Annotated in this window: 14 protein-coding genes and 2 pseudogenes; 9 read left to right on the top strand and 7 right to left on the bottom strand. The window is 61.7% G+C overall.

The window, feature by feature from the left end; all coding sequences use genetic code 11:
- Positions 1 to 369 precede the first annotated feature (369 nt).
- The 5 genes from Q1V60_RS10055 to Q1V60_RS10035 all read left to right on the top strand — a co-directional run bounded on the left by Q1V60_RS10055 (position 370) and on the right by Q1V60_RS10035 (position 6,748).
- A complete protein-coding gene (locus tag Q1V60_RS10055; RefSeq protein WP_300629865.1) occupies positions 370 to 1,539 on the top strand; it encodes an efflux RND transporter periplasmic adaptor subunit in 1,170 nt (389 codons plus the stop codon).
- Positions 1,523 to 3,514, top strand: a complete 1,992-nt coding sequence (locus tag Q1V60_RS10050) for a MacB family efflux pump subunit (protein ID WP_300629863.1) — start codon at positions 1,523 to 1,525, stop codon at positions 3,512 to 3,514. The genes Q1V60_RS10055 and Q1V60_RS10050 overlap by 17 nt, the downstream gene beginning before the upstream one ends.
- A complete protein-coding gene (locus tag Q1V60_RS10045; RefSeq protein ID WP_300629862.1) occupies positions 3,507 to 4,919 on the top strand; it encodes an efflux transporter outer membrane subunit in 1,413 nt (470 codons plus the stop codon). The genes Q1V60_RS10050 and Q1V60_RS10045 overlap by 8 nt, the downstream gene beginning before the upstream one ends.
- Before the next feature lie 103 nt (positions 4,920 to 5,022).
- On the top strand, positions 5,023 to 5,778 hold the full coding sequence (locus Q1V60_RS10040; protein WP_300629861.1) for an alpha/beta hydrolase: 756 nt from the start codon (positions 5,023 to 5,025) through the stop codon (positions 5,776 to 5,778).
- A gap of 106 nt (positions 5,779 to 5,884) precedes the next feature.
- Positions 5,885 to 6,748 carry a LysR family transcriptional regulator gene (locus Q1V60_RS10035; RefSeq protein WP_300629859.1) on the top strand — a complete coding sequence of 288 codons (864 nt, stop codon included), beginning with the start codon at positions 5,885 to 5,887 and terminating at the stop codon, positions 6,746 to 6,748.
- Between the two features lie 185 nt (positions 6,749 to 6,933).
- Here the strand turns inward: Q1V60_RS10035 and Q1V60_RS10030 are convergent, their stop codons facing one another.
- From Q1V60_RS10030 to Q1V60_RS10015, 4 genes are all read right to left on the bottom strand, one after another.
- Entirely contained in the window at positions 6,934 to 8,376 is a 1,443-nt protein-coding gene (locus Q1V60_RS10030; RefSeq protein ID WP_300629857.1) for a hypothetical protein, read from the bottom strand.
- 145 nt (positions 8,377 to 8,521) lie between these two features.
- On the bottom strand, positions 8,522 to 9,586 hold the full coding sequence (locus tag Q1V60_RS10025; RefSeq protein WP_300629854.1) for a lipocalin-like domain-containing protein: 1,065 nt from the start codon (positions 9,584 to 9,586) through the stop codon (positions 8,522 to 8,524).
- The gene (locus Q1V60_RS10020; RefSeq protein ID WP_300629853.1) at positions 9,576 to 12,038 is read right to left on the bottom strand and encodes an FtsX-like permease family protein; all 2,463 of its coding nucleotides are present in this window, start codon (positions 12,036 to 12,038) and stop codon (positions 9,576 to 9,578) included. Before Q1V60_RS10020 ends, Q1V60_RS10025 begins: the two co-directional genes overlap by 11 nt.
- Position 12,039: 1 nt before the next feature.
- The gene (locus Q1V60_RS10015) at positions 12,040 to 12,708 is read right to left on the bottom strand and encodes an ABC transporter ATP-binding protein (protein WP_300629851.1); all 669 of its coding nucleotides are present in this window, start codon (positions 12,706 to 12,708) and stop codon (positions 12,040 to 12,042) included.
- Between the two features lie 283 nt (positions 12,709 to 12,991).
- On the opposite strand from Q1V60_RS10015, the gene Q1V60_RS10010 reads away from it, so the two are divergent.
- The 3 genes from Q1V60_RS10010 to Q1V60_RS10000 all read left to right on the top strand — a co-directional run bounded on the left by Q1V60_RS10010 (position 12,992) and on the right by Q1V60_RS10000 (position 17,067).
- Positions 12,992 to 13,669, top strand: a complete 678-nt coding sequence (locus tag Q1V60_RS10010; RefSeq protein WP_300629867.1) for a histidine phosphatase family protein — start codon at positions 12,992 to 12,994, stop codon at positions 13,667 to 13,669.
- A gap of 187 nt (positions 13,670 to 13,856) precedes the next feature.
- Positions 13,857 to 15,512 carry a lipid IV(A) 4-amino-4-deoxy-L-arabinosyltransferase gene (gene arnT, locus Q1V60_RS10005; RefSeq protein WP_300629850.1) on the top strand — a complete coding sequence of 552 codons (1,656 nt, stop codon included), beginning with the start codon at positions 13,857 to 13,859 and terminating at the stop codon, positions 15,510 to 15,512.
- A gap of 22 nt (positions 15,513 to 15,534) precedes the next feature.
- Entirely contained in the window at positions 15,535 to 17,067 is a 1,533-nt protein-coding gene (locus Q1V60_RS10000) for a glycosyltransferase family 39 protein (protein WP_300629849.1), read from the top strand.
- On the opposite strand, the pseudogene Q1V60_RS09995 reads toward Q1V60_RS10000, so the two are convergent.
- A pseudogene (locus Q1V60_RS09995) lies at positions 17,033 to 17,458 on the bottom strand (AAA family ATPase); the annotation flags it as partial. The gene Q1V60_RS10000 and the pseudogene Q1V60_RS09995 sit on opposite strands and share 35 nt — an antisense overlap.
- Positions 17,459 to 17,473: 15 nt before the next feature.
- On the opposite strand from Q1V60_RS09995, the pseudogene Q1V60_RS09990 reads away from it, so the two are divergent.
- Positions 17,474 to 17,835: pseudogene (locus tag Q1V60_RS09990) on the top strand (LuxR C-terminal-related transcriptional regulator).
- Positions 17,836 to 17,904: 69 nt separating this feature from the next.
- Here Q1V60_RS09990 and Q1V60_RS09985 read toward each other — a convergent pair.
- Positions 17,905 to 18,702, bottom strand: coding sequence for a hypothetical protein (locus tag Q1V60_RS09985; RefSeq protein WP_300629848.1), 798 nt, complete (start codon positions 18,700 to 18,702; stop codon positions 17,905 to 17,907).
- A gap of 119 nt (positions 18,703 to 18,821) precedes the next feature.
- On the bottom strand, positions 18,822 to 19,964 hold the full coding sequence (locus tag Q1V60_RS09980) for a type III secretion protein (RefSeq protein ID WP_300629846.1): 1,143 nt from the start codon (positions 19,962 to 19,964) through the stop codon (positions 18,822 to 18,824).
- Positions 19,965 to 20,494: the final 530 nt, after the last annotated feature.

Here is a 20,494-nt window from a genome sequence, read left to right as displayed (position 1 = left end):
TGACACTCGATGAATACCGAAGGACTTACAGAAGTTGCCGTAAAAGCCGCTCATCCGGTGGTTGAACAAGTCGCCGAGACCCCGCCGGAGCTGGAGCCTGCCCCGCCTGCGGTGGTTGCCGAAGCGCCTGCCCCGGCGCCGACGGTGCCAGTCCGTGTAGGAACAAGCCCGTGGATGATGGCAGTTTGAGCGTGTGCAATTTATAGTAATTCTCATCTACTTTTAAGAAGTCTTGCGTCAACCGTCGTTTTTTTTCTTCGTTCAAGCTGTAACCGCGCGTGTAAGAGCCCTAAATCCCGAGGCATTTTCTTCGTTTACCTGTCAGTTCTGCGCGACTGCGCCTCGATCTTTTCTGGCTGGAACCTACGCATGAAACGCCCTCGACCTGCCCGACGCGCCCTGCTTGCGGTGGCGTGCCTGATTCCCATCGTTGCGTTTATCACCTGGCAAAGCCTTGCGCCGGGCCGCGACACCCTGGCCACCGTCACCGTCACCCGTGGTGATATCGAAAACAGCGTCACCGCCCTGGGCACCCTGCAACCGAGGCGTTATGTGGATGTGGGTGCCCAGGCCTCCGGGCAGATCCAGAAGATCCACGTCGAAGCCGGCGACCAGGTAAAGGAAGGACAATTGCTGGTTGAGATCGATCCCTCGACGCAAAAAGCCAAGCTCGATGCCAGCCGCTACGCCATCGAAAACCTCCAGGCTCAGTTGCAGGAGCAGAAAGCCCAGCATGCATTGGCGCGCCAGAAGTATCAGCGCCAGCAACGCCTGAGCGCCGGTAACGCCACTCGCGAAGAAGATGTACAAACCGCCATGGCTGAACTGAGCGCGACCCAGGCGCGGGTCGACATGTTCCAGGCACAGATCCGCCAGGCCCGGGCCAGCCTGCGCAGCGATGAGGCAGAATTGGGCTACACGCGCATCTACGCGCCGATGGCCGGTACCGTGGTCGCGGTGGATGCGCGGGTCGGCCAGACGCTTAACGCACAACAACAAACTCCGCTGATCCTGCGCATCGCCAAATTGTCGCCGATGACCGTGTGGGCCGAAGTGTCCGAGGCGGATATCGGCCATGTCAAACCGGGCATGAGCGCGTACTTCACCACGTTGAGCGGCGGCAGCCGGCGCTGGGCCAGCACCGTGCGCCAGATCCTGCCGATCCCGCCCAAACCCTTGAACGAAACCCAGGGCAGCGGCAGCCCGAGCAGCACCGGCAAGAGCGGCACCGGCCGAGTGGTGCTGTACACGGTATTGCTGGATGTCGACAACGCCGATAACGCGCTGATGGCGGAAATGACCACCCAAGTGTTTTTCGTCGCAAGCCAGGTCAAGGACGCCCTCACCGTGCCGGTCGCCGCGCTGCAAGGCACGCCCACTGCGGATACGCAGATCGCCCGGGTGGTGGCAAAAAACGGCAGCATCGAGCAACGCAATGTGCGCCTGGGCATCAGCGACCGCTTGCGCGTGCAGGTGTTGGACGGCCTCAACGAAGGCGATCACGTGTTGATCGGCCCGGCCGATGGCAGTGGGGGTTGAGTTGACCACGCCACTGATCGAACTCAAGCACATCCGCAAATCCTACGGCGGCGGCGACAGCCCGCAGGTCGATGTGTTGCGCGGCATCGCCCTGTCGATCCATGCCGGGGAATTCGTCGCCATCGTCGGCGCGTCGGGTTCCGGCAAATCGACGTTGATGAATATCCTCGGTTGCCTCGACCGCCCGAGCGAAGGTGACTACCTGTTCGCCGGTGAAAACGTCGCCCACCTGGGCAGCGACGAACTGGCCTGGCTGCGCCGCGAAGCCTTCGGTTTCGTGTTCCAGGGTTACCACCTGATTCCGTCGGCCTCGGCCCAGGAAAACGTCGAGATGCCGGCGATCTATGCCGGCATCAGTGCCGGCGAACGGCATGCCCGCGCCAACGCCCTGCTCACCCGCCTGGGCCTGGCCGAACGCACCGGCAACCGGCCGCACCAGCTTTCCGGCGGCCAGCAGCAGCGAGTGTCCATCGCCCGTGCGCTGATGAACGGCGGGCACATCATCCTCGCCGACGAACCCACCGGTGCCCTCGACAGCCACAGCGGCGCCGAGGTGATGACCCTGCTCGACGAACTGGCGAGCCAGGGCCATGTGGTCATCCTTATCACCCACGACCGCGAAGTGGCCGCACGGGCCAACCGCATCATCGAAATTCGCGACGGCCTGATCATCAGCGACTCGGCAAACACCGAAACCTGCGTACCCGCCGAAGCGGGTAGCACTGCGCTGCAGGCCGTGGACCTGCGTCAGCGCCTGGCCGACGGCGCCGAACAAAACGGCGCCTGGAAAGGCGAACTGCTCGACGCGCTGCAAGCAGCCTGGCGCGTGATGTGGATCAACCGTTTTCGCACCGCGCTGACCCTGCTCGGGATCATTATCGGGGTGGCCTCGGTGGTGGTCATGCTGGCCGTGGGCGAAGGCAGCAAGCGTCAGGTCATGGCGCAAATGGGTGCATTCGGTTCGAACATTCTGTATGTCAGCGGCTCGTCGCCAAACCCGCGAACGCCCCTGGGCATCATCACCCCCGAAGACGTGGCGGCCCTGGCCACCCTGCCCCAGGTGAAACGGATCATGCCGGTCAACGGCGCCGAAGCCGGCGTGCGTTTTGGCAACATCGACTACATGGCCTATGTGGGCGGCAACGACACCAACTTCCCGACCATCTTTAACTGGCAGGTGGTCGAGGGCAGCTACTTCACCGAAGCCGACGAACGCAACGCCGCCACCGTCGCAGTGATCGGCGCACGGGTGCGCGACAAGTTGTTCAAGGGCCTGGTCAACCCCATCGGGCAATACATCCTGATCGAGAACGTGCCGTTCCAGGTGGTGGGCGTGCTTGAAGAAAAAGGCTCCAGCTCGGGCAACAAAGACAGCGATGACCGCATTGCCATCCCCTACTCCGCCGCCAGCATTCGCCTGTTCGGCAGCTACAACCCGGAATACGTGGTGATCGCCGCCGCCGACGCCACCCGCGTGAACGCCGCCGAACAGGCCATCGATCAATTGCTCAAGCGCCTGCACCATGGCAAGGACGACTACCACCTGACCAACAACGCCGCGATGATCCAGGCCGAGGCGCGCACGGCCAACACCCTGTCGTTGATGCTCGGCTCGATTGCGTCGATCTCCCTGCTGGTGGGCGGCATCGGCGTGATGAATATCATGCTGATGACCGTGCGCGAACGCACACGCGAAATCGGTATCCGCATGGCCACCGGCGCCCGTCAGCGCGACATTCTGCGCCAGTTTCTCACCGAGGCGGTGATGCTCTCTGTGGTCGGCGGGCTGTTCGGTCTGGCCCTGGCGCTGCTGGTGGGCGGCGTGCTGGTGCTGGCCGACGTGGCGGTGCAGTTTTCCCTGGTGGCGATGCTCGGCGCATTTGGCTGCGCGCTGGTCACCGGCGTCGTATTCGGCTTTATGCCGGCCCGTAAAGCTGCCCGGCTCGACCCGGTTAAGGCATTGACCAGTGAATAAACGATTCCTACCCACACGGCTTTCCTTGCTCAGCCTGTGCCTGCTGCTCAGTGCCTGCGCCGGCAACCCGCCCGCCGTCGACAGCGGCATCGCGCCACCCGCCGCCTGGCAATATGCCGAACGCGCAGCCGACCAAGCCACTGACCAGCGCTGGTGGACGCAATTTGGCAGCCCGTCGCTCAACCGCCTGATCGATCAGGCCCGACGTGACAGTTTCGACGTGGCCGCCGCCATGGCCCGCGTACGTCAGGCCCAGGCAACGGCAGTGGTGGCCGGCGCGCCGCTGCTGCCCGAGGTTAAGTTCAACCTCACCGCCACCCGTGAAAAGCTGCTGCGCGGCAGCGGCAACTCAGACCTGAACGCCACCGAAAGCAACAAAACCGTCAACAGCTATGACGCCAACCTCACAGCCAGCTACGAACTCGACTTCTGGGGCGGCAAAGCCGCTGCGCGGGACAGCGCATTGCAGAGCGTGCAAGCCAGCCGGTTCGATCAGGCCAACGTGGAGCTGACCCTGCTCAGCAACGTCGCCGACCGCTACGCGCAAACCCTGGCCGCGCGGCAACGCTTGCACATCGCCGAGCTGAACCTGACGAATGCGCGCACGGTGCTGAAGCTGGTGCAAACCCGCTACGACGCCGGTTCCGCCACTGCCCTGGAACTGGCGCAACAGAAAAGCCTGGTGGCCGGCCAGCAACGGCAACTACCGCTGGTTGAGCAACAGGCCGAAGAGGCGCGGATCACCCTCGCCGCGTTGCTCGGCCAGCCCGTGCAGGCGCTGGAACTGGGCAACGAGGCGTTCCAGGCACTGACCTGGCCAAGCATCGGGCCCGGCGTGCCGAGCCAGTTATTGAGCCGGCGCCCCGACCTCGCCCAGGCCGAGGCACAGCTGGCGGCGGCGAGTGCCGACGTCACGGTTGCCCGTGCGGCGATGCTGCCTGCGGTAACGTTGGGCGCCACCCTGGGCTCGGGCGCGTACAAGGCCGACGATATCCTGCGCAGCCCGTTCTACACCCTGACCTCGGGCCTGATGGCACCCATCTTCAACAACGGTCGCCTGAGCGCCGAACGCGACAAGGCCCGTGCGCGCCAGGATGAGCTGCTGCAAACCTACCGAGGAGCGATCATCAACGGCTTTGCCGACGTGGAAAAAGCCCTCAACAACATCACCCGCCTGGACCAGCAGCGCCAATGGCAATCCGAAGAACTGCAACAGGCCCAGACCGCGTTCCACATCGCCGAAAGCCGCTACCAGGCCGGTGCCGAGGATTTGCTCACGGTGCTGGACACTCAACGCACCCTGTACGCCGCCCAGGACTTGAATGTGCAACTGCGCCTGTCGCGCCTGCAAGCCAGCATCGCGTTGTACAAAGCACTGGGCGGCGGCTGGAAGAGCGGCAGCTGAACAAACTCCAGTTTCTTACACGATCCGTTTAATCGCCTTACATTATTCGCCCCGAGGTCCTTGGTAAAAAAGCCGCCTTCACACGGCTTACCGGGACCTCTCAATGAAACCCAGCGTTGTTGGAAAAGGCCTGGTCTGCCTCAGCGGCTGGCTGATCGCGCACCTGGCCCTGGCCGACCCCTTGATCGCGCCCACCGCCATTAATTGGTTACTGGATTGTCCCTTTCCGGCTGTTGAACGGCTCGACCCCGAAGTACTCGCCCGCACCCAATGCGGCCAAGTGACAGTGCCCCGCGACCGTGCCGCGCCTGGGCGCGGGCGCATACGGTTGAGCGTGACACGCGTCGGCGCGCGCGACCCGCTCAACCGTGAGGGCGTGGTGTTTATCCAGTCCGGCGAACCGCAGACGGCCACAAACAGCACCTTTGCCCTGCATCTGGCCGGCCGCTGGGAGTCTTACGCCACCCAGGCTTACCGCACGTTGGTAGACCGCTACGACGTGATCGAACTGAGCACTCGCGACCTGAACCAGGAAAACGCCATCGAACAGGCGGCGCTGGACATGGAGTATGTGCGCGGGCAACTGGGCGAGGCCCGGCTCAACTACGTGGGCAATGCCGACGCGGCGCGGCTCGGCAACCGCTACGGCACGCTGTTTCCCGAACGCATCGCACGCATGGTGCTGGTCAATGGCGGGCGTGGCGAACCGGTCGCTTCCGGCGTCGAGCTGCTGATGCTCAAAGAACCCGCCCCGGCACGTGGCGATGGCTGTGTCAGCCGCTGGCTCGGTGAATTTCTGGCCTACGGCAGACAGCCACCGGCGACTGCCCGGTGCCTGGACCGTGGCGGCTGGGATTGACCCTTACGTGGACGCTGGCCCTACGGTTATTAAGCGCCACAGTGGGAGGTTTTGGGGCGCACTTCACATTCCACTACAATGCCCCCAATTATTCGCAGGGCATCCCATGGACATCGAACTGGCACGCACCTTCCTCGAAATCACCCGCTGCGGCAGCCTGGCCGCGGCGGCCGAGAAGCTGCACGTCACCCAGACCGCTATCACCGCACGGGTCAAGAACCTGGAAAACCAGTTGGGCAGTACGCTGTTCGTACGCAATCGCGCCGGCGCCCGCCTGACCGCCGATGGCGAGGCCTTCGTGGTGTACGCCAACCAGTTGCTGCAAACCTGGGAAGCCGCCAAGCGCGACCTGCCGTTGCCCGATGGCTATCGCAATGTGCTGCATATCGGCGGCGAAGTCAGCCTGTGCAACCCGTTGATGCTGGGCTGGGCCAAGGCGCTGCGCGAGCGGATTCCGGGGCACGCGCTGCGCACGGAAGTGCGTGAAGGCGAGTATCTGCTGCGCCAGTTGGAACTGGGTGTGCTCGACGCGGCACTGGTGTTCCAGCCGCAGTACTGGCCGGGCTTGCAGGTGGAGCAGGTGCTGGAAGAAAAATTGATCCTGGTGCAACTGGCAAGCAAGCCCGAGCCCTACGTGTATATCGATTGGGGCCCGGGCTTTCGCCAGCAGCACGACGCCGCCCTGCCCGACCGAGCGCGCGCCGCGGTGACTTTCAACCTGGGGCCGCTGGCGTTGCAGTACATCCTGGAGAACGGCGGCGCGGGGTATTTCCGCACGCGGGTGGTGCAGAGCTACCTGGACAGCGGCGTGATGCAGCGGGTGGCCAAGGCGCCGGAGTTCAGCTTCCCGACCTACCTGGTGTACTCGCGCGCACGGGATTCGGCGGTGCTGCAGCAGGCGTTGACGTTGTTGCGCGAGGTGGTCAAGGCCGAAGGCGATTGGTCGCAGCGCTGGGACCCGCTGATTTGAATCACCCTGGGCCTGCGGGTGTTTCCTTTAGCAGCCCAGCGATGAACAAGAAAAAGTCCCTCACCACAATGCAGAGCGCTTTCGTGACTGACTGGGATCAGGGCAGCCCTGCAACATTTGCGGGACAACGGCGCAAAAAAAGGGGCAGCCCCTGGAGGCTGCCCCTTCTGTTTCACATCACCCTGTCAGTGGACGATGTCCTGGTCGCAGATATGCCCCAGGCTGACGTACTGCACGTTGTCACCGCCAACACCCACGCCGGGGAATTCGGCCAGCTCGATGCGCCAGCCACCCTGGTTGTAGGTGGTCCTCCACTTGTACGGCACACCGGTGCTGCTGTCGTTGATCACCGTGGTGTAATCACCGACGCAAGTGCCGATATTGGCCGTGGCCTCGGACACGCCCGCGCTGTTGGTGGTCGCCTTGTAGTCGACCCAGCGGTAGTTGAAGTCGACAAAGTGGTTATCCACGCGCAACACCGGTGTGACGCCCAACAGCGGCGCGCCGGTGGAGTCCGACCACTGGGTCGACCAGTTCAACAGCCGCGCGGTTTGTGTGGCCAGCGGCATTTCGCTCACCGGCACCCGCACGATATTGTCACCTTTGACACTGCTGGCGTTCAGGCGCGGCGAGGAACCCAGGCTCAACTGGTAATACTTGCTTGGGTCCTGCACCGCAGCCGGATTGGCCCGCACACGCACCTTCACCGTGGTACCCGGCGCAACGCTCGGATAAGTGGAGGTAGAACCGGCCGGCACGGTGACCCAATTGGCGCCATCGAAGCGGTCGAAGATCCACTGGTCACGGCTGCCGTTCTCATCGCCCGCCAGGTACATGCTCACGCTTTGGCCACGTACCGCCTTGAAGTCGAAGTAATCGACATCGCCGGCATTGTCGAGGTTACCGCTGACCTTGTTCATCGAGTCGGGCAACGCGAACGCGGTTTGTGCGCTGTCGTTGGGCTCGAATGCGTCGATGTTGCTGTCCGCCGCCACGCCGAAACTGAACTGCGCGTTATCGGCGACCTTGGCCACCATGTACCAGTAGTAGTCGCCGGCCGGCAGTACACCGTTGAGGTATTCATCGGCATTGCCTGCGGCATCCGAAGAACCCACCACACTCAGATTGCCCTGGCCGTCATCCTGAAACAGGGTCAGCGACATATCCGCGCCTGCACTCTGGTTGACCAGTTGCACCTGCACCCGCGCGTTCTGCGGCAGGTTGAAGTGGTAGGCAAATTCGTTACCGGCCTGCACCGCATCGACGGTGTAGAGCGTGTTGATATCCAGGGTTGGAAACAACGGTTCAAACGCCGCGACAGCCGCGCTTTTCAGTTCGCTTTGCGCCGGCTTTTTCAGCTCACCGACCACACTGTCGAACGGCGCGGATTTGAGGGCTTTGGTCACTGTATTGGACTGGCCGGACTTGGCCGCCAACAGTTTTCGCTTGAGCTCAGCCGACACCTTCGACGCATCCGGCTTGCCGCCGGGTTTAAGCGCTTTGTTCACGGCCTGCTTGACCGCGTCGGCACTGAGTTTCTGATGCGCTTGATCAGCCAGGGCGAAGGCCGAGACAAAGCAGGAGGCCATCATGGCCGCGCCTAGCATAAGGGCTTTTTTCGATTTCATTTTTTATCCATCCATAGTTAAAAAATTGAAGCTCAGGTGATCGGCGACATCCGGTCACCTGGGATGGAATGTAGGACAATACTGTTTTTATGTACAGTACTTTCTTAAATTCTGTCGACCTTTCCGAAGGTGCCGATGACACCACCTAATACCCGGTCATCTCCAAATACCCCACCCCACCGTCGAATTTCACCGGCCCTTCCCAGTAAGGAATCCCCAGGTTCATCCACGCCTTCGGGTTGACGGCCTCGGTGGTGATGTCCAGGTGCTTGCCGGGAATTTTCAGCGACCAGCGCGTCGGAATACTGCGCCCGTCAATGTCGGTTGTGGTCAGTGGCGCCAGTTGGATATCGGCGTTGTGCAGGGTCTCGGTGCGTCCCTGGGCGTCGATCCAGGTGCCGGTGAGATAACCGCCACCGTCCTTTTGCCGCACGCGAAACAGCATCAGTTGTTCGCCGCGGTCCAGGTGCAGGGAGAACCAGTCCCAACCGGTCTGGCTGGCGGCCAGGGGCTGGCTGCTCCATTCGCGGTCGAGCCAGGCGGGGCCGCTGACCTGGTAGGTGCGGCCGTCAATAGTGAGGCTGCCGTTGGCGCTGAAAAACGGCTGGCTGTAGTAATAGGACGCCTGGCCCTGGTCGGATTTGCGGCTGTAGCCGTTATCGCCTTGCAGCACCAGCGGGCGGCTGGAAGTCAGTTGCAGGTCGTAGGCGAACTGCGCGCCGTTGGCCTTGAGTTGCAGGTCGGCCAAGGGGTTGGCGGCGCCTGGGCGGGTGGCGAAGTTCCAGTCATCAATCCAGGCGTTGAATGGCAGCGCCTGCGCCCCGGCCTGGCCGACACCGCCACGGGCGAAGCGCTCGGCGGCGTAGTGGCGGGTGGCGGAGGTGACGGCGGCATGGCCAAGCCAGAGGGTTGAATCGCGCCAGCCCGGTTGCGTCGCCCCCGCTTTCAGGGCATTGCGAAACAAGGTCCATTGCACGCCGAAAATGTTGCCCTGGGCGTCCTTGAGGTTGGCGGTGACGTACCACCATTCGATGCGAAAGCCTGGGTGCGGGCCGTGGTCGTCGGGGAAGGTGAAGACTTTACCGGGCACCACCTGGACGAAATCGGCCGCATCGCTGCCCAGGCCGGCGAAGCTTTCTTCGGGCTCGGGCGCCTTGTCGCACGCGCTCAGCAGCAACAAAGCCGCCCACGCCAACGCTTTAATCTTCATGGGCAAACGTCCTCAACAAATCCGCCGGGCGGCTGCGATACAGCTGCCATAACGGCCAGGCCGATGCGAGCAAAGTGGCAAGCATCGCCAGCCCCATCAACTGCGCCAGTTGCCACGGAAACACTTGCAACGGCAGGCGCCAACCAAAGGCTTGCACGTTGATCACCGCATCCAGGCACCACGCCAACAGCACCCCCAACGGCAACGCCAGCACCAGGGTGAGTACCGCCAGCAGCCAGGTCTGGCCCAGGTTGAGCAGCATCAGTTGGCGGCGCGTCACCCCCAGCGCCCACAACGGCGCCAGTTGGCCGAGGCGACTCTGGCTTTGGGTGAGCAGGCTGATGAACAGCGCCACACCGGCGACGCCAAGGGTCAGGCTGTTCAACGCGGCGGTGGCGGCGAAAGTGCGTTCAAATACCTGGCTGGACCACCCCTTGAGTTGCTGTTGATCGACGATGCGGCTGTCTTCCAGGCCGAATTGGCGCTGCACTTCGCGCACCAGCGGCTGTACGTCTTGCGGCGCCACGCGCAGGTTGAAACGCACCGGTGACAGCGTCGGCCAATGCGCGAGCAAGTGTTTGACGTTGACCAGCAGATGGCCTTTGGGGTTGCCGTAGTCGGCGTAGATCCCGACGATTTTGGGTGCCCACGGGCCATGGGGCGTGGGCACTTGAAGTGTGTCGCCCAGCCCCACATTCAAGCGTCGCGCCAATTGCTCGCTGAGCATCACACTGTCGTCTTGCAGCAGGCGGTCCCAGGGCGTGCTTGTCGCCTCCAGCAACGGCCAGTGCTGGCGATAGGTGGGGTCGTCGACCACGCCGAACACCTCCGCCGGCCACCCTTGCAACTGCACCGCGACCTGCCAGCTGGGCAGCACTGCCTGCACCTGCGGTTGTTGCGTCAGCCAGGCCTGAAGCTGCTGCGCCTGGGCTGGATTTTGCGGGTTGAGGTACAGCTCGGCGGTGAGACGCTGCTCCAGCCAATTATTGAACGTGCTGCGAAAACCCGAAGTCATGGAGCCTGCGCCGATATTCGCCGCCAGGGCCAACAGCAGCGCCATCAGCGCCAGGCTCAAGGCCGGCAGTTGCTGGCGGCAATCGGCGAGAAACCACTGGCCCAGCACCGAACGACTGCGCCCCAGCACGCCCTTCAACAACGCATTGAGCAGCACCGGAAGGCCGAGTGCGGCGCCCAGCAGCAGCGCCGCCATCAGCACAAACCCGGCGGCCAGGCTGTTGCCGCGCCACAAGGCCAGCAGCGCAACCAGCAGCGCCGCACCCGCCACCCAGCCCTGGCGTTGCAACCAACGGCCATGGGCCTCATGCCAGGCCTGGGCGTTGGCCAGCGCCAGCAGCGGCAAGCGTGCCGCGCGCCACAGGCTGCCGGCCCCGGCGAGCAACGCACCCACCAGGCTCAAGCCCAGGCCCGCCAACCACCACCAGGGGCTCAAGCTCAGTTGGCCTGCGACTTCGGCGCCGTACAGCCCGCGCAAGCTGGCAGCCACATCCGGCAGCAACAGACTGGCGAGCAGGTAACCGCTGGCCACACCGAGCATGCCGCCAAGCAACGCCAGGAACCCCAGTTCCACCCCCAGGCTCAGGATCAGCATCCGTGCGCTGACCCCGCAGGCACGCAAGGTGCGCAGCAGGCCCCGGCGTTGCTCAAGGGCCAGGCCGATGGCCGCGTGCACGATAAACAGCCCCACCACAAAAGACAAAAAGCCCAAGGCGTCGAGGTTCAGGTGAAAGCTTTCGGTAAGGCGCGAGAGGTTATTGTCGTCGCCCTGCTTGAGTTGCAGCCCGGCAGGCGGCGTGGGATGGCGGGCGGCGAAGGTGTTGTCCACCAGCAGGCGCGACAGCCGCCCGGGCATGTCGAGCAGCGGTTGGGCGAAACCGATATCGGTGAGCAGCATGCCGGGGGCCATGTCCGCTTGAACCTGCAACGGCGGCAGGCGTTGCCCGTTGGCCGTCAGCGGTTGCTCGCCTTCATGCAAGCCGAGCGCCTGCAAGGTCTGCGCGGCAATCCAGGTGCGCCCCGGCGCCTCGAAAAACGCCAGCATCTGTGCCTGGCTCAAGCGCTGCCCCGCCACGCTGCCGCTACCGGGTAACGACACCGGCTCGATGCCCATCAATTGCAGACGCTGCTGTTCATGCCCCTTGAGCACGACCCGGCCCTGCACCACCGGAGACACCGGCCACCCGGCACGGCGCAGGTCGGCGAACAACGCTTGCGGGAATCCGGCATCGTCCGGCGCGCTCAAGCTGGCTTGAGGTTCGCCGCCGATCAACTGGCTGGCGCGCGCGTAACCGTCCCGCGCCTGGCTGTTGAGGGCTTGCACGCCGGTCAATAGCGCGGTGGCCAGCCACAGGCCGGTCAACACGCTGAAAAACTGCACGGGATGGCGCCGCCAATGGCTCAACAACGCACGCAGCGCCCAGTAGAACACCGCCATCTCAGCGCGGCTCCATCGGCACGACGCGGCCGTGGTGCAGCACGACCTGCTGATCCAGGCGTGCAGCCAGACGCGGGCTGTGGGTGACCATCAACAGGCTGGTGGGGCTGTCGCGCAGCAGGTCGAGCAGCAGTTGCAGCACTTCATCGCTGGTGGTTTCGTCAAGGTTGCCGGTGGGTTCATCGGCCAACAGCAAACCGGGCCGGGACGCCAGTGCGCGGCCCACCGCCACCCGCTGTTGCTGGCCGCCGGACAGCTGCTCGGGGTAACGCTTGAGCAAGTCGCCCAGCCCCAGGCGTTCCACCAACTGCGCCTGCCACTGCGGATCGAAACGCCCGGCCAGGCGCGCCTGGAACGCGAGGTTGTCCTCGACACGCAAACTGCCGATCAAATTGAACTGCTGGAACACCAGGCCGATTTCGGTGCGGCGCCAATGGGCCAACTGCCCTTCGTTGAGACGATCCAGGCGCTGGCCACCGACCAGAATACTGCCGCCGTCCACACGGTCCAGCCCGGCCACCAGGTGCAGCAAGGTGCTCTTGCCGCTGCCGGATTCGCCCATCAGCGCCAGGCTGCTGCGCGCACCCAGGTGCAGGTCGACACCCGCCAGCACCGCCAGCGCGCCTTGGGGGGTGGCGTAGTTTTTTACAACACCGTCTACCTGCAACATACGAACACTCGGGTTAAGGACTGCAAACGAGAATAACGGCTGCTGAGCGCGCCTACGCAATTTTTTCACATTGATTTCACCGCTTGCCCACCCTCAACACTTTAAATTCCCCACCCAAGCATAATTAACCGAAAACTTTAAAGTTGCCCCAAACGGTGTTTCTTACTACTCACATGTTCAGCTCAAAGACAGCCCCCTTGTGACAGGCTTCTGCTCCACTACTACGAGTACCCGCCGTATTAGTTGCCTCAGTCTTTTAACAACAAAACAATCATTCATGCCAATGGTGAACAGCGTGGCGGACATTACCCTGACCAAACCCCGAGGGGCCAGGTTAAAACGCCTGAAAAAATTCAGGGTGCCGGTGGCGAGCGTCGTCGTGTTCGCACTGCTGGTGAGCGGTTTTTTATTCTGGCCAAGGTCACCGCAAGATTTGGGCATAGGCAACCGCCTGGTCACCTCCGGGGTGCTGGCCAGTTGGCGCAACGGCGACCTGATCGTGCTGGTGCGTCATGAAGAGCGCTGCGACCGATCGAACAACCCCTGCTACGGGCCGGCCGACGGCCTGACCCTCAATGGCACGCAACGCGCGGCCGAGCTGGGAATGGCCTTTGAAACACTGGGCATGGAGCGCACCGACGTGCTCAGCAGCCCCACCACGCGCACCGCGCAGACGTCGCTGTTCATGTTCGGCAAGACCGAGCTGTCCCCTGGCCCCCTCGCTATCTGCGGAAACGCCATGGGCGAGGAAATCCTCGGCCATAAACAGGCGGATCGCAACCTGATGCTGATCACCCACAGCGCCTGCATGAGTGATTTCCAGGAGGCACTCGGCTATCCCCACGCGCAGGCCGCCGAGTACGGCAGCGCCCTCTTCGTGCAGGTATTGCCCAACGGCAAACTCAACGCCATCGGCACTATGAAAAGCCACGAATGGGCTGCCGCACTGAAGCAACTTTAAACACACTTTTTTACATATTGCCGGGTATTGCGTTCAGCAAGACGACAGCCTGCGTCTGGCATTTTAAGTGCGCCTGTTAGTTCAGGACGCCCTAACTTCCCAATGAATTAGTGACCCTCCAGATGCTCGACGCCTTTAATTATTTAAACTTTGCGCACGTAACTGAACGTCAAGCAGCGAGGCTTTCATGAGCCGATTGAAACCCTTGCCGGTGCTGGTGCTTGGCCTGATCGTTTTCTTCGTGCTGCCTTTGGGCTTGCACGGTTTGTGGATCCCGGATGAAACCCGCTACGCCCAGGTCAGCCAGGAGATGCTGATGAGCGGCAACTGGGTGGCGCCGCACTTCATGGGGCTGCGTTATTTTGAGAAACCGGCCGCGGGCTATTGGCTGATTGCCCTGGGCCAGGCCATGTTTGGCGAGAACCTGTTCGGCGTGCGTATCGCCTCTGTCCTGAGCACGGCGCTGAGTGTGCTGTTGGGCTACCTGATTGCACGCCGCCTGTGGAACGACCCGCGTAAAAGCTTCGCCTGCGCTCTGCTCTACATGAGCTTTGGCCTGGTGGCCGGGCAAGCCGGGTATTCCAACCTCGATCCGCAATTCACGTTCTGGGTCAACCTGAGCCTGGTCGCGCTCTGGTTTGCCCTCGACAGCGCCACGCCACGCGCTCGTCTGGGTGCCTGGGCCTTACTGGGGCTGGCGTGCGGCGTGGGCTTCATGACCAAGGGCTTTCTGGCGTGGCTGCTGCCGGTGTTGGTCGCCCTGCCCTACCTGATTTGGCAGCGCCGCTTCGGCGAGTTGTTGCGTTACGGCCCTCTGGCGATCCTGGTCGCAGTTCTGGTCTGCCTGCCGTGGGCGTTGGCGATCCATGTGCGGGAACCGGACTACTGGCGCTTTTTCTTCTGGCATGAACACATCCGCCGCTTCGCCTCGGACACTGCGCAGCATGCGCGGCCGTTCTGGTTTTTCCTGCCGATCATGGTGGTCGCATGCCTGCCCTGGTCTGCACTGTTGCCCACCGCCCTGTTCAAAGCGTGGAAGGACAGACGCCAGCCAGCCATTGCCTTTCTCGGCCTGTGGCTATTGCTGCCCCTGGGCTTTTTCAGCCTGAGCAGCGGCAAGCTGCCGACCTACATCATGCCGTGCCTGCTGCCCCTGGCGCTGCTGATGGGCCATGCCTTGATCGACCTGATCGACCAACACAAAACCCGTGCGATCGCCATCAACGGCGCGCTCAACTTCGCCCTCGGCATGGCGGCCATGGTGACGTTGATTTACCTGCAGATCGCCAACCCGGTCTACAGCAACAGCCACGCCGAAATGTTCAGCCTGTCCCTGACCTTTATCGTGCTGCTGGGCTGGATTTTGACCAACCTGCTGCAAGCGATGCGCCCGTTGACGTTATGGGCGATGCCGGCGCTGGGCATAGGCCTGCTGGTGGCGCTGCTGCCGGTGGGCATGCCGCAAATCATCGCGGATAACGAAATGCCCGACCAGTTCGTGCTTGAACATCTGGATGAACTGCAACAAACCCATGCCTTACTGAGCAACGAACTGGGCTCGGCGTCTGCCCTGGCGTGGCGCCTGCGCCGGCCACAGGTGGCGCTCTACAACACCGCCGGTGAACTGCGCTACGGCCTGGACTACCCCGATGCGCAACAGCGCAAGGTCACGCTGGACAACGTTCAGTCCTGGTTGACCGAGGCCCGCAAGCAGGGCTCGGTAGGCGTGCTGATGCGCGTCAAAAGCACCAGCGAACACCGTGAGGAAGGCCAACTGCCGCCCGGTGGCAAGCGCTACCGCAAGGGCAACCTGGTACTGACGATCTACCCTCATCAACCTTGATCGCCCTCAACAGGACCTGCCCATGCGCTTCTGGAAAACCGAACGCGGCGCCCTTGCCTTATTACTGGGTGTCTCGGCCCTGCTCCTGCTGCTGGGCCTGGGCAGCCGCGACCTGTGGGGGCCGGAAACCCGCTGGGCGAACATTGCCCTGCAGATGCTGCAAAGCGGTGACTACTTCGATCCGTATCTGAAAGGCGCCCCCTATTACGACAAACCCCTGCCCTCTTACTGGCTGATCACCGGCTTCGCCAACCTGATGGGTGGCCTCGGCCCGTGGTCACTGCGCCTGTCATCGGTGATCGCAGCATGGCTGAGCATCTGGCTGGTGTACCTGATCGGCGAACAGCTGTTTCGCAAAGGCACCGGGTTGATCGCCGGATGGATGCTCGCCACCACCTTCTACTTCCTGTTCTGGGCCCGAGTGGCCACGGCCGACGTGCTGACCGTGTGCGGCGTGCTGGCGGCGGTCTGGTGGTATTGGCGTGGGCCGGACGACACTCGGCTGGGGCGCTATACCGTTTTCTTCCTGTTGCTGGCGGCTACATCGCTGTTCAAAGGCTTGATCGGCTTCGTATTGCCAGGGCTGGTGCTGCTGCCGCACCTGCTCAGCCAACACCGCTACAAACGCCACCTCAACCTGCGGCTGGTACTGGCCGTGCTGATCGCCGGCGCGTTCTACGCCATCCCGTTCGTGCTGTCCCACCGCTACGGCGCCCCTGCCTACGGCGAGAGCGGCCTGGAGCTGGTGTTTCGTGAAAATGTGGTGCGCTTCTTCGATCCCTTCGACCACATGGGTCCGATCTACACCTACCTGATCTACCTGCCGGTCTACACCCTGCCCTGGGCGCCGTGCTGGATACTCGGCGCGTGGCTCGCCCTGCGTCACTGGCACCGCACACCGCCCAACGTACGCTGGCTGGTGTGGGGCCTGGGCCTGTTGTTCGTCTTCTTCACCGCCAGCGGCAGCCGACGCAGTTACTACGTACTGCCTCTGGTGCCCTTCGCCCAATTGCTCGCCGCCTGGTGGCTGAGCGAACGCCTGCGCCAACAACCGACCCGTTGGCCGCGCTGGCAAAAAAGCTTCGGCATCGCCGCAGGCCTGCTGCTGTTGGTGCTGGGCGTCCTCTATCCCTGGAGCACCGGCAACGGCGGCGTCACCCGCTTCGCCGAAGACGTACAAGCCCAGGCGGTGAAAAGCGCACCCTGGAACCAATGGCAACTGGTACTCGTGGAAGTGGACAACAAATTGCCGATGTACCTGCAAAACGGTGGCAAGCCGTTCTACTACGTGAGCGAAACCCAAGACTTCCCGCGCCACGGCGACAGCACCGCGTTCATGGCCTGGCTGGAAAAAACCAGCGGCCAGGGCTTTGATCCGCAGCACACGATTATCGTCACACAATATTCCAGGCAAGACCCCGAGCCGTTGGCGTTTCTGGGGGCTGATCATCAGGTGGTGACGACGCAGCCGGATAATGGGGAGCGGTTGTTTCAGAAGCGGTCGGGAGGGAGTGTGGCGTTTATTCCAACAGGGCATTACTGGCCGCATGAATAAACGCTTCATCCAGACTGCTGGCTTCATACGTGCGCATGAAGTCAGCCGCATCGGTAAAGCGGTTAAAACGTCGTTGACTAAGCATGTAAAAATCATCGCAGTGAGTGACAACCTCGTCGACGTTATGCGACGAAACCAGCACTGCGACCCCCTCCGCCGCCGCTCCCTCCAGACACTTCCAGATGTGATACCGAAACTCGGGATCTACCCCAGCAGTTGGCTCATCAAGAATGACGAGATCAGCGCCAACACAAAGCAGCGACAACGTGAAAAACCAGCGTTTTTCCCCATAGCTGCAAACGGAAGATTTTTTCTTCCAGATCTCGCAATAACGCTCGGCGATGCCTGGGCTCCATTTTTCAATCTTTCGCAGTGCATGCCGTTGCGTGACAGGTGTTCAATGGCTATGAGTCTGACCCGTAGCATTGCCGACACTCAGAACCCACAGTTTTACGCCGAAATGGACGAACTTATTTCAAGCAGCGGCCAGGTAAGTTTCGCCGCTACCCCGCAGAGTCTGTGGACAAATGGGTACCGATCCATCTGGTGGACCTCAGCGAGTAGAGCCTGGATGAACTGAGCGACATCAGCCTTTCCACACGCGAACAGGAGGTCTGCCTGGGCCTGTTCACCGGCGGCACCGTGCCGCAGATCGCGGAAAAATTCAGTGTGAAAAACAGCTCGATTGAAACCTGCCTCAAGCGCGCCGCCGCCAAGCTCGGCGTAAGTGGCCGGCACGGCTTGGCCAAGTGGATGGTGGGCGCTTGATGCACGAACTGAGGCTCACCACCGACACGCTGCCTCAGCGGGTAAGCAGGCGCATCTGTAGACCGCACGCTAGAGCAACTTCAGGCCAACGGCGGAACGGCTGCTCCAGTCGCGTTTATTCAGTGGCTGTTTGTGGCCATAACTGTCCAGGAAGCCGTCCACCACTACCATTGAATGAAAGGCGCTGGCGACCGTGCCGATGGCTCCGTCCAGGAAGTCCTGGAGAGTGGCGGGGGCAACGAAGTCTTTTAAGCCCAGGCGCCTCAGCGCCTGCCCCGGGTACTCGCCATCATTCAAACTGTGCATCGCAGCGGCGAAACTTTTGTTGGCCTCGCCGTCATTGTTTTCGAGATACGCGCGCTTGGCGCTGACTGCATACAAGAACTGCGCATTGACCCATACATCGTTGGGCTGGTCGGCGCCGAAATTCGCCCCTGTTTTGGCCTGTCGCAACTCTTCATGGGTAATGTCCAGTTTGAAAGCGTCACGCATGACAATACGGTAGCCGATATCGGTGGCCTGTATGGACTCGTAAATACCGTGCGGGTTGTGACCGAACCTCATCATGGCGGCTTTTATGGCGGACACGGTTACGCAATTACCTTCTGTCAACTGGTAAAAGTTCTTGAAAATATCATTGGGTTTAACGCCCGTGTTCGCCGGTGTTCCTTTCAGGAACTCGTCGCGATTATTAATGCGCCGCTCGAATCGCGCAGATAAAAGCGTTAATAAACGCTCCAGCTCTCCTACCAGGCTATCCAACGAGTCGACGGCTGCGGCGGGTGTAACCTCACTGGAAAAACCTGAAGCAATGACGGCATCACGCGCCTCGGCGAAGCCAGAGACAGCATAATCAACGTTAGACACTAACATCCTCTATCACTCGCATAACTAATTTAAAAAAGGCGCACGAAGTCACAGCGCCATGATCACTACGGCACACAGTTATTAATAAAAAGCAGGTCTGAAAAGCAGGTTTAATTAACTCAGTCGCGAAGCGTTACAACCTTCAATGATGGCGAAACCGGCGTGTTGTATAACTGCCCTTCCATGGTCCCCTCGAAGATAGCGCCATTCTTGTTTCCCGCCCCCTTGTCCAATGGCACCCCGACGCGCGCGCCCAATGCACCGGCATCGATGACCTGCAGATGCTCCTTCAGCCCCAGGTACGACAACGCCCTGTCGACGGCAATACCCTCTCCCGCCGCCGCCAGCACGCCTGGGTAAGTCCGGTGGGCGTGGTAAGCGCTGTCGTTGCCATACAGGCTCATAAAAGGGTCCGTCGCCTTCTCACGCTCCAACTCCATGTGCTGGCGCTTGCTCATCACCCCAAACAGAAATTGCGCATCCTTGACCATGCCTTCATCACCGCCACTGAACTTCGCCGCCCTGGCCGCCAACTGCAGTTCTTCACGGGTGATATGCAGCGTGAAGTTGTCTCGCATCATCACGTCGTAGCCGTCCCCGGCCTTGACGACTTCCTTGAAAACCCCACCTGGGCTTTGCCCGAAGGTGGCCATGGCAAGTTTCACCGCCGCGACGTGCTCCTCTCTGCCTGTGGTGCCCTGGTAGGGATAATGCTCATACGTGGCGCGCAGCCCGTTGCGAATATCGTCGGGCTTTTGCCCTTTGGGTTTTTCAGACAAAAACCTGTTCGACGGCGTGCTGTTTTTATCGGCAAACATTTCAATAAGCTCAGTATCAAAAGCGGTTCGAGTACTGGCCAGGTTTGGTCGATTCATAAACGCTGCCAATTGTTCTTTCCATACGCTCTTGCTGGGCTGCACAGGCTCATCAGCCGGCGCGACATCGATCAGCATCTTGGGCATCACATTCACGCGCGGTTTGGGTATCAGCGCTACGGGTGGCTGCGGGGCGGGTAGCGCGTGTTCATCGTTCATCCATGTTTTAAGCGATATCACGAGGCTGCCGAGCAACTTCAACAGTTCATTCAATTTTTGATCATTGCCGCTCGACTGGGAAGTTTGACCAACGCCATGCAATGCCGGCAGTTGTCCGAAACGATTGAATCGCTCCGGACTTGACTGGCCCGGTGTTTTATCCGGCTGTTGCGGAGTGTTATAGGCGCCCTGAGCGTGCCTGATGTCAGACGTGTTGAGCGTGACCATCTTGTTTAGCCTCATTTATTAAAAGGATGGAGTACTTGCCGACCGTCACCGCAGGTCTTGAATCCAACAAGTACTCATGGGTGGCAAGTCGGTGAGATAGGTTCCTGTTATGAGCGGGGCAACAGGTAACAACGTCCTTCTATTTCAGCTGATTTCTATCGGAAAATTCCTCAACCTCGATATTTTCATCCGAACAATGCTCAGCGCACACCCCACTGCCGCGGCCGATGTTCACCGGCAAAAACACCGCCGCCCCTGGGGGTTGAGAGCTGCTGATGTTTGCACGTCAATTCAGAGCCAACACGCAAAAAAATGTGGGAGAGAACCTGCCCCCGATAACGATGTTTCAGGCACCTGTACGGTGACTGACACGCCGCCATCAGGGGCAAGCCCTAATGCCAGTCAGTTAAGGAGGAGCGCTTTACCGTGGCGAGGGAGCTTGCTCCCGCTGGACTGCGCAGCAGTCCCATTTTCTGGGGTCGCTTCGCGGCCCAGCGGGAGCAAGCTCCCTCGCCACAGGCCGACGGTTG

The organism is Pseudomonas sp., assembly GCF_030147005.1.
In the GTDB taxonomy this organism is placed as follows: Bacteria; Pseudomonadota; Gammaproteobacteria; order Pseudomonadales; family Pseudomonadaceae; genus Aquipseudomonas.
This window is presented reverse-complemented; position numbering and strand designations above follow the sequence as displayed.